This window comes from Micromonospora sp. NPDC093243 (genome assembly GCF_044753725.1).
In the GTDB taxonomy this organism is placed as follows: Bacteria; Actinomycetota; Actinomycetes; order Mycobacteriales; family Micromonosporaceae; genus Micromonospora.
The window spans coordinates 539,773-553,348 of record NZ_JBIVNT010000005.1 but is presented as its reverse complement, the minus strand read 5'-3'; the positions used below and the strand labels follow the sequence as shown (position 1 = coordinate 553,348).

General features: G+C 74.5%; 12 protein-coding genes and 1 pseudogene. 9 read left to right on the top strand and 4 right to left on the bottom strand.

The window, feature by feature from the left end; all coding sequences use genetic code 11:
• Position 1 precedes the first annotated feature (1 nt).
• Both ACIP9D_RS20065 and ACIP9D_RS20060 read left to right on the top strand, forming a co-directional pair.
• Positions 2-1,270: a DUF58 domain-containing protein gene (locus ACIP9D_RS20065; RefSeq protein ID WP_350876107.1), complete on the top strand. Its 1,269-nt coding sequence runs from the start codon at positions 2-4 to the stop codon at positions 1,268-1,270.
• A complete protein-coding gene (locus tag ACIP9D_RS20060; protein WP_400450479.1) occupies positions 1,246-3,699 on the top strand; it encodes a DUF3488 and transglutaminase-like domain-containing protein in 2,454 nt (817 codons plus the stop codon). Before ACIP9D_RS20065 ends, ACIP9D_RS20060 begins: the two co-directional genes overlap by 25 nt.
• A gap of 111 nt (positions 3,700-3,810) precedes the next feature.
• Here the strand turns inward: ACIP9D_RS20060 and ACIP9D_RS20055 are convergent, their stop codons facing one another.
• On the bottom strand, positions 3,811-4,602 hold the full coding sequence (locus ACIP9D_RS20055) for an SDR family oxidoreductase (protein WP_350876111.1): 792 nt from the start codon (positions 4,600-4,602) through the stop codon (positions 3,811-3,813).
• A 2-nt stretch (positions 4,603-4,604) separates the two neighbouring features.
• The gene (locus tag ACIP9D_RS20050; protein ID WP_350876153.1) at positions 4,605-5,582 is read right to left on the bottom strand and encodes an LLM class F420-dependent oxidoreductase; all 978 of its coding nucleotides are present in this window, start codon (positions 5,580-5,582) and stop codon (positions 4,605-4,607) included.
• A 128-nt stretch (positions 5,583-5,710) separates the two neighbouring features.
• Here ACIP9D_RS20050 and ACIP9D_RS20045 point away from each other — a divergent pair, with 128 nt between their 5' ends.
• The 5 genes from ACIP9D_RS20045 (at position 5,711) to ACIP9D_RS20025 (ending at position 10,091) form a co-directional block, all read left to right on the top strand.
• Positions 5,711-6,964, top strand: coding sequence for a low temperature requirement protein A (locus ACIP9D_RS20045; protein ID WP_350876113.1), 1,254 nt, complete (start codon positions 5,711-5,713; stop codon positions 6,962-6,964).
• A 46-nt stretch (positions 6,965-7,010) separates the two neighbouring features.
• Positions 7,011-7,871 (top strand): DUF1028 domain-containing protein, encoded by an 861-nt coding sequence (locus ACIP9D_RS20040; protein ID WP_350876115.1) that lies wholly within the window; start codon positions 7,011-7,013, stop codon positions 7,869-7,871.
• 96 nt (positions 7,872-7,967) lie between these two features.
• A complete protein-coding gene (locus ACIP9D_RS20035; protein ID WP_350876117.1) occupies positions 7,968-8,294 on the top strand; it encodes an amphi-Trp domain-containing protein in 327 nt (108 codons plus the stop codon).
• Between the two features lie 83 nt (positions 8,295-8,377).
• A complete protein-coding gene (locus ACIP9D_RS20030; protein ID WP_350876119.1) occupies positions 8,378-8,620 on the top strand; it encodes a hypothetical protein in 243 nt (80 codons plus the stop codon).
• 298 nt (positions 8,621-8,918) lie between these two features.
• A complete protein-coding gene (locus ACIP9D_RS20025) occupies positions 8,919-10,091 on the top strand; it encodes an alanine--tRNA ligase-related protein (RefSeq protein ID WP_350876121.1) in 1,173 nt (390 codons plus the stop codon).
• A 59-nt stretch (positions 10,092-10,150) separates the two neighbouring features.
• Here the strand turns inward: ACIP9D_RS20025 and ACIP9D_RS20020 are convergent.
• A pseudogene (locus ACIP9D_RS20020) lies at positions 10,151-10,659 on the bottom strand (NAD(P)H-binding protein).
• Positions 10,660-10,731: 72 nt separating this feature from the next.
• Here ACIP9D_RS20020 and ACIP9D_RS20015 point away from each other — a divergent pair.
• Together ACIP9D_RS20015 and ACIP9D_RS20010 are read left to right on the top strand one after the other, a co-directional pair.
• Entirely contained in the window at positions 10,732-11,670 is a 939-nt protein-coding gene (locus ACIP9D_RS20015; RefSeq protein WP_350876123.1) for an AraC family transcriptional regulator, read from the top strand.
• A gap of 118 nt (positions 11,671-11,788) precedes the next feature.
• Positions 11,789-12,496, top strand: a complete 708-nt coding sequence (locus ACIP9D_RS20010) for a VOC family protein (protein WP_400450475.1) — start codon at positions 11,789-11,791, stop codon at positions 12,494-12,496.
• Positions 12,497-12,571: 75 nt separating this feature from the next.
• On the opposite strand, the gene ACIP9D_RS20005 is transcribed toward ACIP9D_RS20010, so the two are convergent.
• Positions 12,572-13,546: an NADPH:quinone reductase gene (locus ACIP9D_RS20005; RefSeq protein ID WP_350876128.1), complete on the bottom strand. Its 975-nt coding sequence runs from the start codon at positions 13,544-13,546 to the stop codon at positions 12,572-12,574.
• Positions 13,547-13,576: the final 30 nt, after the last annotated feature.

Genomic DNA, 13,576 nt, shown 5'->3' with positions numbered 1-13,576 from the left:
CATGGGGATCACCGCCCGCGGGGTCGGGCTGCTCGGCGCGGGTGTGCTGCTGCTCGGCGCCGGCCTGCGCTTCGCGTACCCGGAGCTGACGCTTCTCGGCGCGGCGGCCGTGACCGCGGTCGGCTACGCCGCGCTGGTCGCGGCGTGGCGGCCCCGGCTAACGGTCGGCCGGCACGCCGACCCGGACCGGGTGGCCCGCGGCGAGCCGGCCAGCATGATGCTGACCGTGCGCAACACCGGGCGGCTGCGGGCGGCGAACCTGCTAGCCGAGGACCGCTGCGGCGACGAGACGGTGCCCGTGCCGCTGCTGCGGCTGCGACCCGGGCGGGACACCACCGTCAGCTACGACGTGCCGACCCGGCGGCGGGGCATCGTCGCGGTCGGGCCGCTGCGGGTGACCCGCCGCGACCCACTCGGTCTGGTCGCGCTGGCCCGCCCCTATGGGGAGACGGTGCCGGTCTGGGTGCACCCGCGGATCCACCGGATGGGCGCGGTGCCCACCGGCGCCGGGCGCAGCCTGGACGGTCGGGTCGACGCCGTGCCGCACGGTTCGATCACCTTCGACTCGCTGCGCGAGTACGTGGTCGGCGACGAGCTGCGCCGGGTGCACTGGCGTACCAGCGCCCGCGTCGGGCAGCTGATGGTGCGGGAGAACGTGGACACCAGCCTGCCGCAGATCGTGGTGCTGCTCGACAACCGGGCGGCCGCGCACCCGGAGCGCGACGGCGGGGTGGCCGCGTCGTTCGAGTCGAGCTGCGAGGCGGCGGCGTCGATCGTGACCGCGGCGCACCAGGCGGACCTGCCGGTGCTCCTGCTGCTGGTCGTACCGGAGACTGCCGGTTCGCCGGCCGCCGACGGCGGCGCGGCGGCGGGCCGGGGTGCCGCATCGCGGATCTGGGGGAAGCTGCGCGGCCGGCGGCGGGCAGCCGCGGACGACGCGGACGCACGCCCGGGGGGCGAACCCGTCGGCGGGCCGCTGGACCGGCTGGCCGCCGTCGAGCTGGCCGACGACGAGGACGACGCGCTGCCCGCGACGGTGACCCGGCTGCGCCGCGACCGACTCGGCGACACGCTGATCTTCCTCACCGGGCCGGGTGGTCGCGGCGATCTCGGGCATGTCGGCGCGCTGCGCGGCGGGTACCCGTCGGTGGTGGTCGGGGTGTTCGGCGCGGCCGATCCGGTGCCGTCCGACGCCGCCGGCCTGGTGGTCATCGACGCGGCCGACGGGGAGCAGTTCGCCGCCGAGTGGGACGGGGTCCGGCGGTGGTAAGCCTGCGCGACGGACGGCCGACGGCCGACGCCACCGCGGACACAGCCGCCGGGCCTGCCGTGGCCCGTGCAAGCGGCGGGCGGCGTCGGGTCACCGCCGTGCTGTGGGCACTGCCGGTGCCGCTGGCGCTGGTCACGATGACCGCGCTGGCCGGCGTGGTGCTCGGCCGGGTGTACGCCGGACCGCTGCTGCCCCGGCTGCTCGCCGGCGCGGCGGTGGGTGCGGTGCTGGTCAGCGTGGCCGCCCGCCGGCTGCCCTCGTGGCTGGTCGCGCCGGTGTCGGTGCTGGCCATGGCGGCCTGGACGGCGTGGTCGTTGCGGCTGGCCGCCGCGCACGCCGAGTTGCCCGGAAGCCTCGCCGAGGTGACCGCGGACGCGGCGCGCAACGGCATCCCCCGGCTGCTCACCGCGATGATCCCGGTGGAGCCGACGCCGGACACGGTGCTGGTGCCGCTGGTGGCGACCTGGCTGGCCGGGCTGACCGGCGCGGAGGTGGCGTTGCGCGCGGGTCGGGTGCTCGCCGGCTACCTGCCACCGATGGCGCTCTTCGCCGGCGCGCTCTACGTGGTCGGGCCGAACGCCGGGCCGGCGCTCTGGCCGACGGTGCTCTTCGTCGCCGCGGCGGCGCTGGGCCTGGCGGTCTCCGCCCGGCCCGCTCCGGGCGCCGGTGACCCGGTGGCCGGTCTGGCGCCGGGCGTGCGGACGGCCGTGCGGCTGCGGCTCGCCGGCGGCGCGGTGGTCGGGGTCGCGGTGGTGGTCGGCCTGGTCGCGCTGCTGGGACCGGCGATCGTCGGGCAGGTAGACGGCCGGCCGGTGGATCCGCGCCGCTACGTCGAGCCGCCGCAGGTGGAGACGCTGGACGAGAACCCGCTGATCCGGATCTCCGGTTGGGCGCTGCACCCGGAGCAGCAACTGCTGGAGGTACGCACCGATCGGCCCGGCGCCGTGCCGGGCGTGACCGGCGACCCGGCGGGGCCGGCGTCGGTCGGCCCGAGCGCCGACCCGGCGGACGGCGGGCCCGAAGCTCCCGCCGAAGACAGGGTGCGGATCCGGCTGGCGGTGCTCAGCGACTACGACGGGGTCACCTGGCGGGTCGGCGCGACGTACCGCAACGCCGGGCGGATCCTGCCGGCCGCCGCCCCGGCGCCGGACAGCCGCGTCGAGACCGTCCGGCAGCGGATCACCATCGCCGAGCTGACCGGCCGGCTGCTGCCCGCGGTCGCCACCCCTCGCGAGGTCAGCGGCGCCCGGGTGGCGTACGACCCGGCGACCGGCACCCTGATCCGCCCCGAAGGGCTCACCCCCGGCCTGAGCTACACCGTCACCTCCGCCCGGGAACGCCCGGACAACAACCTGCTCGCCACGGCGAACGTGCCGGCCGGCGAGGCGGTCGCCCGGGTGCTGCGGGTCACCGACGGGGTGCCCGAGCCGCTGACCCGTCTCGCCGGCCAGCTCGCCGAGGAGAACGGCGCCCCGTACGCCCGGGCCGCCGCGATCGAGCAGTTCCTCGCCGAGCACTACCGGATGGTCGCGGACGCGCCGAGCGGGCACGCCTACCCCAACCTGAACTTCTTCCTGTTCGGGCCGCGCAACGGCGGCGGGCAGCGTGGCACCTCGGAGCAGTTCGCCGCCGCGTTCGCGGTGCTCGGGCGGCTGACCGGCCTGCCGACGCGGGTGGTGGTGGGCTTCGAGTCCACCGGGGACGGTCCGGTCCGGGCCGGCGACGCGTACGCCTGGCCGGAGGTGCTCTTCGACGGGCTGGGTTGGGTGCCGTTCAACCCGCTGCCCCAACCCAACCAGGAGCCCAGGCCGGTGGAGGAGGACTTCCGCCCCGCTCCGTCGGAGCCACCGCCGTCGGAGGTGGCGGAGCCGACGCTGGAGCCGACCGCGTCACCGGAGCCGGCCGCCGCGCCCGACGGGTCAGCCGACTCGGGTGGGCTGTCGACCACGATGCTCGTCGGCGGCGGAACCGGCGGCCTGCTGCTGCTGGTCGGGGCGCTGCTGCTCACCCTGCTCGCGATGCGTCGGACGTTGACCCGGGCCCGGCTGGAGCGGGGCGACCCCGGCCAACGCATCGCCGGCGCCTGGCGGGAGGTCACCGACGCCCTGCGGCTGGCCGGCCAGCCGGTCGGCGACGACCTCGCCGCCACCGAGGTGGCGTCGCGCGCCCGCGGCGCCGTCGCACCTGCCGCCCCGCCGGCGGCCGACGCCGACGATCCCGCCCACACCAGCGGACCGGTGCCCGCCGTGGACGAGTTGGCCGGCCTGCTCAACCAGGTCGGGTTCGCACCGGGCACCGCCACCCCCGACCAGGCCTCCCGTGCCGTCGGCATCGCCCGGCGGTACACCGCCGCCCTGCGCGGGACGCGTCCCCGCTGGCGCCGCCTGCTCTGGGCGATCCACCCCGGCCCGCTGCGCTGGCGCCGCTGACCCCGGCGGGCGACCAGGGGGCGTGGCGTCGTCAGTCGCCCGAGAATCCGGTGAAGTGGATCTGGTCCGGGCGGCCGTCGACCTAGCTCGCCACGTGCGGGCGGCGGTGGATCAACTGGTGAGGCGGCGCACCAGTTTGCGCAGGCCGGCCTGCCAGCCGTCGGGGTCCTCGGCGCGGCGGCGGGCGTACCCGGCGACCTCGGGGTGCGGCAGGATCAGGAACCGCTCCTCGGCCAGCCCCGCGACGGTCGCCTCGGCGACCTGGTCCGGGGTGAGCACGTCGCCGGAGGCGGCGATCACCCGGGCGCCCAGGTGGCCGGCGGCCATCCCGTCGGCGAGCATCGGGGTGTCCACCCCCTGCGGGCAGAGCGCGCTCACCCGGATCCCCCGGTCCCGGTAGGTGATCGACAGCCACTCGGCGAAGCCCACCGCGGCGTGCTTGGTCGCGGTGTAGGGGGCGTCCCCGACGGCGGTCAGCACACCCGCCGCCGAGCAGGTGTGCAGCAGGTGCCCGCCACCGCGGGCGAGCATCCCCGGCAGCGCCGCGCGGGCCGAGTAGACGTGCGCCAGCACGTTCACCCGCCAGGCGCGGTCCCAACCCGCGTCGTCGACCTCGAGCCCGCCGCCGCTGGCCACGCCCGCATTGGCGCAGAACAGGTCGATGCGGCCGTAGCGCCGCTCGGCGTCGTCGACCAGGGCCCGGACCTGCTCCTCGTCGGTGACGTCGACGGCCGTCGGGTGCACGGCGGGGCCGATGCCGGCCGCGACGGCGCGGGCCGCCTCGGCGTCCAGGTCGGCCAGCACCACGGCGGCGGCGCCCTCGGCGGTGAACCGGCGGGCCAGCGCCGCGCCGATGCCGCCGGCGCCACCGGTGATCACGACAACCCGGTCGGTGAGGTTCACCCTCAGGCCTCCGCTCCGTTGGGGCCCAGCCGGGCGATGAGCGCGCTCAGCGCCGCCGGTCCGCCGGCGGTCAGCTCGGGGGTGGGCAGCAGCGCCAGCACCGGCACGTCGACGCCGGCGTCGGCGTAGCGGCGCACCTGCGCCCGGCACTGCTCCGGCGAGCCGTGCAGGATCAGCGCGTCGACCACCTCGTCCGGCACGGCGGCGAGGGCGCCGCGCCGATCGCCGGCCGCCCAGGCCGCCCACATCGGCCCCAGCACCTCGTCGCGGCCGAGCCACCGGTGGAACGCCGCGTACGCCGGGACGGTGAGGTAGCTGGTGATCATCCGCCGGCCCAGCGCCCGGGCGTGCCCGGCGTCCTCGGTGGGGCAGACGAAGATCCGGGCGGTGACCTCGAAGCCGGGGCGGCGCTCGCCGAGCTCGGTCAGGGCGCGCGGCACGTCCTCGGCGGCCAGCCAGTTGAGGATGACCCCGTCGGCCTCGGCGCCGGCGAGCCGCAGCATGCCCGGGCGCAGCGCGCCGAGCAGGATCGGCGGCGGCACCGCCGGCGGGCGTTCCAGGGTGAACCGGCGGACGGTGAAGGTGTCGTACGCCTGGTCCACGGTCTGCCCGGCCAGCGCGGCGCGCAGGAAGCGCAGCATGTCCCGGCTGCGCCGGAACGGCTCGGCGAACGGCACCGCGTTCCAGTCCCCCACCACGACCGGTGAGGAGGCGCCGATGCCGAGGGCGAACCGGCCCGGAGCGGTCTCGGCCAGCGCCGCCGCGCTCATCGCGAGCAGCCCCGGCCCTCGGGTGAAGACCGGCGCCACCGCGGTACCGAGCCGCAGCCCCGGCTGCCAGGCGGCGGCGAGCGCCAGCGGGGTGAACGCGTCGGCCCCGGCGACCTCGGCGGACCAGACGTCGGTGAAACCGGCCCGGTCGAGGGTCGCGTAGACCGCGGCGTGGTCGGCGAGCGGGATGCCGCCCAGCGGCACCGTCATGCCCCATCGCGTCGTCACCCGTCGATACTGCCCGGTAACCTCCGTCCGGAGCAAGATCCCGCTGACGCTGGTCCGGGCGGAACCGGTTTTCCGGTTGCCGGTCGGCCATGCCGCCGCCGGTGTTACGAATGCCAGGTGAGCTGGGCCGACGCGGGAACGCGCTGACCGTGGCCAACGGGGGCAGGAGCCGCCTGGCACCGACCTCGGGCGATCCGGGACGGGCCACCTTTCTGGAGCTCTTCTTCGATCTGGTCTACGTCTTCGCGCTGACCCGGATCTCGGCGCGCGCCTTCGAGGACCTCGCCGTCGAGAAGGGCATGGCGCACGGCTGGACCGCGGTCACCGGAGGCGGCAAGACGCTGCTGCTGCTCCTCGCGCTCTGGGCGGTCTGGCAGGGCACCGCCTGGACCACCAGCCGGTACGACCCGCAGCACACCTGGTTGCAGGTCATCGTGATCACCGCGCTGGTGTGCAGCATGGTGATGGGAGTGGCGATCCCGCGGGCGTTCACCGCCACGGGCGTGATGTTCGCGGTGGCGTACGTGGTCGCGCAGGTGTCCCGGCCGCTGATCCTGATGATCGCGCTCGGCCCGCACCCGTACCGGCGGCTCAAGCTGCGGATGACGCTCATCTACACCGCCACCGGGGCGCTCTGGATCGGCGGCGCGCTGCTGCCCACCAACCCGAAGGTGGTGCTCTGGACGGCGGCGCTCTTCGCCGAATATCTCGCGGCCCGCTGCGGCTGGCCGGTGCCCGGGCTCGGCCGGTCCACCGTCTCCCGCTGGGACATCGCCCCGGAACACCTGTCCGACCGGTACCAGCAGTTCTTCCTGGTCGCGCTCGGCGAGACGATCCTGGTCGCCGGCTTCGCGTACAGCAAGGGGCCGTACGAGGCCGGCCACGCCGCCGCGTTCGGGCTGGCGCTGGCCACGTCGATCGTGCTGTGGCGGATCTACATGCAGCGGGCCGGGCAGATCCTCGCCGAGGCGGTGAGCAAGGCCCGGCACCCGGCCACGGTCGGCCGGTCCTCGGCGGACACCCACCTGGTGATGGTGATCGGCCTGACCGCCGTGGCGATCGGGTACGAGTTGGTCATCGACCATCCGGTCGAGCGGCTCCCCATGGCCTGGGTGGCGATGGTGATCGGCGGACCGGTGCTCTTCCTGGCGGGCCGGGCCCGCTTCGAGTACGAGGTCTTCAGCCGGGTCTCACCGTCGCGGTGGATCGCCATCCTGGTATTGCTGGCGTCGACGCCGCTGGTGGTGCGCGCGCCGGGGTTGTTCGCCGCCGCGACCGCCCTCGTGGTGCTGATCGCGGTCGCGGTGGCCGACACCCGCCGGGCGCACGGCCGACCGCCGGAGGCCGCCGCCCCACCGCGCTGAGCATCGAGGTACGACGACCGCGCCGCGGCCCGGATACGCTCTGCCGGTGACCTTCTCGATCGTCGCCCGCTCCGATGACGGCCAGCTGCACGGCGTCGCCGTCGCCAGCAAGTTCCTCGCCGCCGGCGCGCTGGTCCCGGCAGCCGAGGCCGACGTCGGCGCGCTGGCCACCCAGGCCAGCGCGAACCTCGCCTACCGCCCGCAGGGGCTAACCATGCTGCGCACCGGTGTGGCCGCCGCCGACGTGGTGGCCGGTCTGGTCGCCGCCGACGGCGAGCGCGACCACCGGCAGCTCGGCGTGGTCGCCGCGACCGGCCCGGGCGCCACCTGGACCGGCCCGAAGTGTCACGACTGGGCCGGTGGCCAGGCCGGCGACGGCTGGGCGGCGCAGGGCAACATCCTCACCGGCCCGCAGGTGGTCGACGCGCTGCGCGACACCTGGCTGGCCGGCTCGGCGTTGTCGTTCCCGCAGCGGCTGCTGGCCGCCCTGCGTGCCGGCGACGAGGCCGGGGGTGACCGGCGGGGCCGGCAGAGCGCCGGTCTGCTGGTGGTGCGGCGCGGCGGCGGCTACGGCGGCGGCAGCGACGTCGTGGTCGACCTGCGCGTCGACGACCACCCGGACCCGGTCGCCGAACTCGACCGGCTGCTGGCCGTGCACAGCCTGCTCTTCACCCGGCCCGACCCGGCCACCCTGCTCGACCTCACCGGCGCGCTCGCCGCCGAGGTGGGCGCGCTGCTCGCCGCCCTCGGTCACCAGGACCCGGCCGGCCCGGAGCAGGCGCTGGTCTCCTGGGCCGGCATGGAGAACCTGGAGGAGCGGCTGGTGCCGGGGCGCATCGACCCGGTGGTGCTGGAGCACCTGCGCCGCACCGCCCCGCACGTGCCGGCACCGCGCTCCGCCAGCTGACCGCCGGGCCGCCGTCGACTCACAAGATCCATATCACTGCCGCCGGTCCTCGCGTGATCGGGCCCGTACCCCGATCATCCTTTGTGGAATGCGAGCATGGCCGGCATGGATATCTACGAGGACGCCCGCACGGTGTCGCGGGCCGACCTGGCCGCCTGGTTGCGTCAGCTGGCTAACCAGTTGGACTCTGACGGACGGGTCTACTACGGCGCCGCCGGCGCGGTCGCGGTCGCGGACAAGGTGCGGTGCGAGCTGGAGATCGAACGCGAGAGCGAGACGGAGTTCTCCGTCGAGATCGAGTTCTCCTGGACCCAGCCCGCTCCCGTGAAGGCGGCGGACGAGGAGGAGAAGGCGGCGAAGGACGACGGCGCGGCCGAGGAGCAGGACGCCGACGCGGCCCCCGAGGCGACGCCGCAGGCGTGACCGTCCGGCGACGGCGGCCACCGCCTTCGGTGGCTGCCGCTCGCCGTCCGCTCGACGCAGCGGTGGCCGAATAACATCGAGGGATGGCAGCAGAACCCGAGACGGAGAAGAGCCAGTCCAAGGCCTGGGCGTGGCCGGTCGGCATCCTGCTCGGTCTGGTGATCGGCATTCCCACGCTCGGTCCGGCGGGCGGGGTGGCCTTCGGTATCGCCATCGGCATCGCCTTCGCGATCGCCTTCGGCGCTACCCGGAGCCGCGCTGAAGGGCAGACCGACGGTGGCGCCTCGCAGGGCGGCCACGACGCCGGGCAGGGTGACGGGGCGTAGTCGCCACGCCCCCCGAAGCGGTGCCGTCGGGGGCCGTTCCCGTGCCGTTACCGGCGACCGACCCGGCCCGGAACTCGGTGGGTGCGGGCCTCACCGCGAGATATAGTGCAGCCATGGAGATCACCAGGCTGTCCACCGCCGCGACCGCGCGAGCTACCCGCTCGACGGTCGCCGCCGCCTGATCTCCTGACTCCCGCCGGCGACCGGAAACGGTCCGCCGGCGCCGTACGTCCTCTTTGCCACCTCCCGCGCCCACGCGGACCTTTCCGGTCTTCCTGACCCGAAAGGCCCACCTGCCGTGAACCCGCAAACGATCATCGACACCTTCGTGGACTTCTACCGCGAGCGCGGACACCTGCTGCTGCCCGAGAGCTCGCTGATCCGCCCGTCCGACGATCCGGTGCTCTTCACCAGCTCCGGGATGCACCCACTGACCCCGTACCTGGAGGGACGCCCGCACCCGCTGGGCGACCGCCTGGTCAACGTCCAGCGCTGCCTGCGCACCACCGACCTGGACGAGGTCGGCGACCCCACTCACCTGACCGTGTTCCAGATGCTCGGCTCGTGGTCGCTGGGTGACTACGACGGCCCGCAGAGCCTGCGGTGGGGCTACCACCTGCTCCGCGACGGCTTCGGCGTCGACCGGGACCGGCTGTACGCGACCGTGTTCGGCGGCGACGAGCAGGTGGGACCGGACGACGGCTCGCTGGCGGTGTGGCAGGAGGTCGGCGTGCCGGTGGAGCTGACCGGGCCGGAGAACTGGTGGTCCAACGGACCCACCGGACCGTGCGGACCCGACTCGGAGATCTTCGTCTGGACCGGCGACACCCCACCGAGCGGCACCCCCACCACAGATGACCGGTGGATGGAGGTGTGGAACCACGTCCAGATGCGCTACCACCGCCACGACGACGGCCGGTTGACCCCGCTGGCCCAGCCCAACGTCGACACCGGGATGGGTCTGGAGCGCATGGAGATGGTGCTGCGGGGCGGACGCTCCGTCTTCGAGGGCGAGGGCTTCCGCCCCTGGGTCCGTGCCGTCACGGACCTGTGGCGTCCGGACGAGCAGTCGCTCCGGCGCGTCAGCGACCACCTCCGGTCCAGCGTCGTCGTCGTGGCCGACGGCGTACGGCCGTCGAACACCCGACACGGTTACGTGCTGCGCCGGCTGGTCCGGCGGGTGCTCACCATCCTGTGGCGGGACGATTCCACGCGTACCCTGTCGGACCTGCCGACCGAGCCGATCACACACACGCTGGACTGGTTCCGGCTGGGCGTCGACGTCGGCGAGCTACGCGGCCTGCTGCGCGACGAGGAGCGGCGGTTCCGCGAGCTGCTGCGTCGCGGTCGCCCGGTCGTCGCCCGCCAGCTGTCCGGCGGGCCGCTCACCGAGGACGACTACCGCTACCTGCACGACACGCACGGCCTCCCTCGCGACCTCGTCGAGGGGTTGGCGGCCGAGACACGGTGACCCGCGCGACGATCCGTCGTCGCCGTGCCGCACCTCTGCGGCGACGACGGAGTCACCGACTACGCCCTGTTCCAGACGCCGGTGGCCGCGGCGTCCTTGGAGTAGTCGGCGAAGTCGCGCGGCGGCCGGCCCAGGGCGCGCCGCACCCCGTCGGCCACCTGGGCGTTGCGGCCGTCGAGGACGGTCGTGAACAGGTACGTCAGCAACTCGACCACCTCCGCCGGCACACCCTCGGCGGCCGACGCCCCCGTGTACTCCTCGACGGAGATCGGGACGAAATCGACGCGCGGGAGACCCCGGAGGCCACCGCGAGATCGGCGAACGCGCCGACGGTCTCGGGGGCACCCGGCACGGCGAGGTCCGGGTAGAAGGACACGTACACCGCGCCGACGTCGCGCAGCGCCGGCGCCCAGGTCGTCCGGTCCGTCCAGTCGAAGGGCTGCGCGGCGGACCGGGAACCGACCCGCACCGGCACTCCCCCGGCCCGCAGGCGCGGTACGACGCGACGGCCGGTCTTGCCCGTACCGCCCAGGACCAGGATCGTCTTCTGCTCTCGCGCGTTCGTCATAGGAACGATTGAAGTGCGGGCCGGTGAGACTGCGCATAGCCAGGACGCGCACCTTTGTGTTCAATCGTCTACGTGGATGCTGTCTCCGGTCTGCTCGACGGACCCCGGGCGCAGGGCGCGTTCCTGCTCCGCTCGATCCTGACCCCGCCCTGGTCGATGGCCATCAAGGACGAGGCGCCACTCACCCTGGTTGCCGTCGTCCGAGGCGACGCCTGGATCGTTCCCGATGAGGGCGCGGCCGTACGGCTCGACCCAGGGGACGTGGCGATCATCCGCGGCACCGTCCCGTACACCGTCGCCGACGACCCGGCCACGGCTCCGCAAGTGATCATCCATCCGGGCCAGCGCTGCACCACCCCCGACGGCCGGGAACTGTTCGAGATGACCCAGCTGGGCGTACGGACCTGGGGCAATGGCCTGGAGGGTCCGACGATCCTGCTCACCGGCACGTACACGATGCAGGGCGCGGTCGGCCAGCGGCTGCTGGGCGCCCTGCCGCCACTGGTGGTCGTGCGGCACGACTCCTGGGACTCCCCGTTGGTCCCGCTGCTGGCCACCGAGATCGTCAAGGACGACCCCGGCCAGGAAGCGGTGCTCGACCGCCTACTCGACCTGCTGCTGATCGCGACGTTGCGGGAGTGGTTCGCCCAACCCGGGGCCGAGGCCCCTGCCTGGTACACGGCACACGGCGACCCCGTGGTCGGCAAGGCCCTGCGGCTGCTCCACAACAACCCCGCCCAGCCCTGGACCGTGGCGTCCCTGGCTGCCCAGACCGGGGTCTCCCGGGCCGCGCTGGCCCGCCGGTTCACCGCGCTGGTCGGTGAACCGCCCATGTCGTACCTCACCGAATGGCGGCTGGCCCTCGCCGCCGACCTGCTCCGCGAGCCGGACGCCACCGTCGGTGCGGTCGCCCACCGCGTCGGCTACGGCAGCTCCTTCGCCCTGAGCACCGCCTTCAAACGCCGCCGTGGGATGAGCCCCCGACAGCACCGGGTGGCTGCCGGTCGTTAGTTTTCCACGTCTGCAGGCGGAGATCCGACGCGCGACTGTCCCGGCCTCCTTCGGAGCTCGCGATACGTCCGACCCAAATCGCGTTGTCGTCCTTCCGGCTCGTGTCTACTGTGCGGTGATGCACTCGCGACTGCTGACGGTGACGTACGACGCGCACGACCCGGCTCGCCTCGCGAAGTTCTGGGCCGACATGCTCGGCCGGCAGATCGCCGAGGACGCCCACGGGGTGTTCCTGCCCGGCACGGACGCCCAGCTCGGCCTCCGGTTCGTCCCGAGCCGCGCGGAGCAGGTCGGGCCGAACCGCACCATGCACCTGCACCTGACCAGCGCCGGCCAGAACGACCAGCACCAAACCGTGGCGACGGCACTGAACCTCGGCGCCGGCCACCTCGACGTCGGGCAACGCCCTGAAGAGGGACACATAGTCCTGGCCGACCCCGAAGGCAACGCATTCTGCGTGATCGAGCATGGCAACGCCTTCCTCGCCGGATGCGGCTTTCTCGGGGAACTCGCCTGCGACGGCACCCGGGAGGTCGGCCTCTTCTGGAGCCGGGCGCTGGACTGGCCGCTGGTATGGGACCAGGACCAGGAAACCGCGATCCAGTCGCCGCACGGCGGCACCAAGGTCGCGTGGGGAGGCCCTCCCGTCACGCCGAAAAAGATGCGGAACCGGCAGCGCTTCGAGCTAGCCCCGGTCGGTGGCGACCAGCAGGCGGAGGTCGATCGACTCGTTTCCCTCGGGGCCACTCAGCTCGAGATCGGCGCGGACGGCGCCGTCGAGCTGGCCGACCCCGACGGCAACGAGTTCCGCGTGACAGCGAAATGACCACGGGGCCGCCCGGTCCCCCCGCGCGTCGCAGCGGCCCGCTGCCGATCATCGCTCGGTGCTGACCCGGCGCGATCACGGGCGGATCACCGCCCGCCGGCCGCGCAGCTCACCCCGCTCGAGCATGCGGTGCGCCTCGCCCGTCGCCGACAACGGCAGCGGCAGGATCTCGCGCGGGGCCAGCCGCCCGTCGGCGAGCAGCTGGTTCACCAGGCCGGCGGCCTCGGCCAACTCCGCGACGGTGGCACGGGAGATCGCGAAGCCGATGACGGCGCGGTCGTACTGGTAGAGCGCGCCGGCCGGCAGCACCGGCCGGGAGGCTCCCCCGGCGAACAGCACGATCCGTCCGCGGAGGGCGAGCAGGTCGAGCACCGACTCCACTTCGTTACGCCCGGCCGTGTCCAGATACACGTCGACGCCGCCGGGGCAGACCGATCTCAGCCGGCCGACGAGGTCGGGGGCGCGATAGTCGAGCACCTCGCTGGCGCCGTTGCGCCGGCAGTAGTCGGCGTCCGCCGCCGACGCGGTCGCCACGACGCGGGCACCGGCCGTGGCGGCGAGGGCCACCAGCGCCGCACCGACGTTGCCGGCGCCCCCCGAGACGACCACGGTCTCCCCGGGCCGGAGCCGGCCGTGGACGAACAACGCCAGGTAGGCCGTGGCGGCCGGGTGCACCACGGTCACCGCGGTGGCCGGCTCGACGCCGCCGGGCAGCCGGTAGAGCCGGTCCACCGCGACCACGGCCTGCTCGGCGGAGCTGCCCTGCCGTCCGTCGTGCCCCAGGCTGTTGCACCAGACCAGGTCGCCGGCGCGGAAGCCGGCGACGCCCGGACCCACCTCGGCCACCCGGCCGACCAGGTCGCGGCCGACCACGAAGGGCCACGGCAGCGGCGTGGGATAGGCCCCGGAGCGTACGAAGGTGTCGACGGGGTTGACGGTGGTGGCGACCACGTCGACCAGGACGTCGGTCGGGCCCGGGCGCGGTGCCGGCAGCTCGCCGAACCGGATGTCGGCGGCGGACCCGGGACGCTCGATGTACGCGGCTCGCATGCCCTCATTCTGGTCGGCATCTCGACGGCC

Coding starts and splice junctions, on each gene's coding strand:
- ACIP9D_RS20050 (WP_350876153.1), bottom strand. CDS start 5,582: ATGACGGTGCCGCTGGGCGGCATCCCGCTCGCCGACCACGCCGCGGTC.
- ACIP9D_RS20035 (WP_350876117.1), top strand. CDS start 7,968: ATGGCCGGCATGGATATCTACGAGGACGCCCGCACGGTGTCGCGGGCC.
- ACIP9D_RS20010 (WP_400450475.1), top strand. CDS start 11,789: ATGCACTCGCGACTGCTGACGGTGACGTACGACGCGCACGACCCGGCT.
- ACIP9D_RS20065 (WP_350876107.1), top strand. CDS start 2: ATGGGGATCACCGCCCGCGGGGTCGGGCTGCTCGGCGCGGGTGTGCTG.
- ACIP9D_RS20045 (WP_350876113.1), top strand. CDS start 5,711: ATGCCAGGTGAGCTGGGCCGACGCGGGAACGCGCTGACCGTGGCCAAC.
- ACIP9D_RS20005 (WP_350876128.1), bottom strand. CDS start 13,546: ATGCGAGCCGCGTACATCGAGCGTCCCGGGTCCGCCGCCGACATCCGG.
- ACIP9D_RS20030 (WP_350876119.1), top strand. CDS start 8,378: ATGGCAGCAGAACCCGAGACGGAGAAGAGCCAGTCCAAGGCCTGGGCG.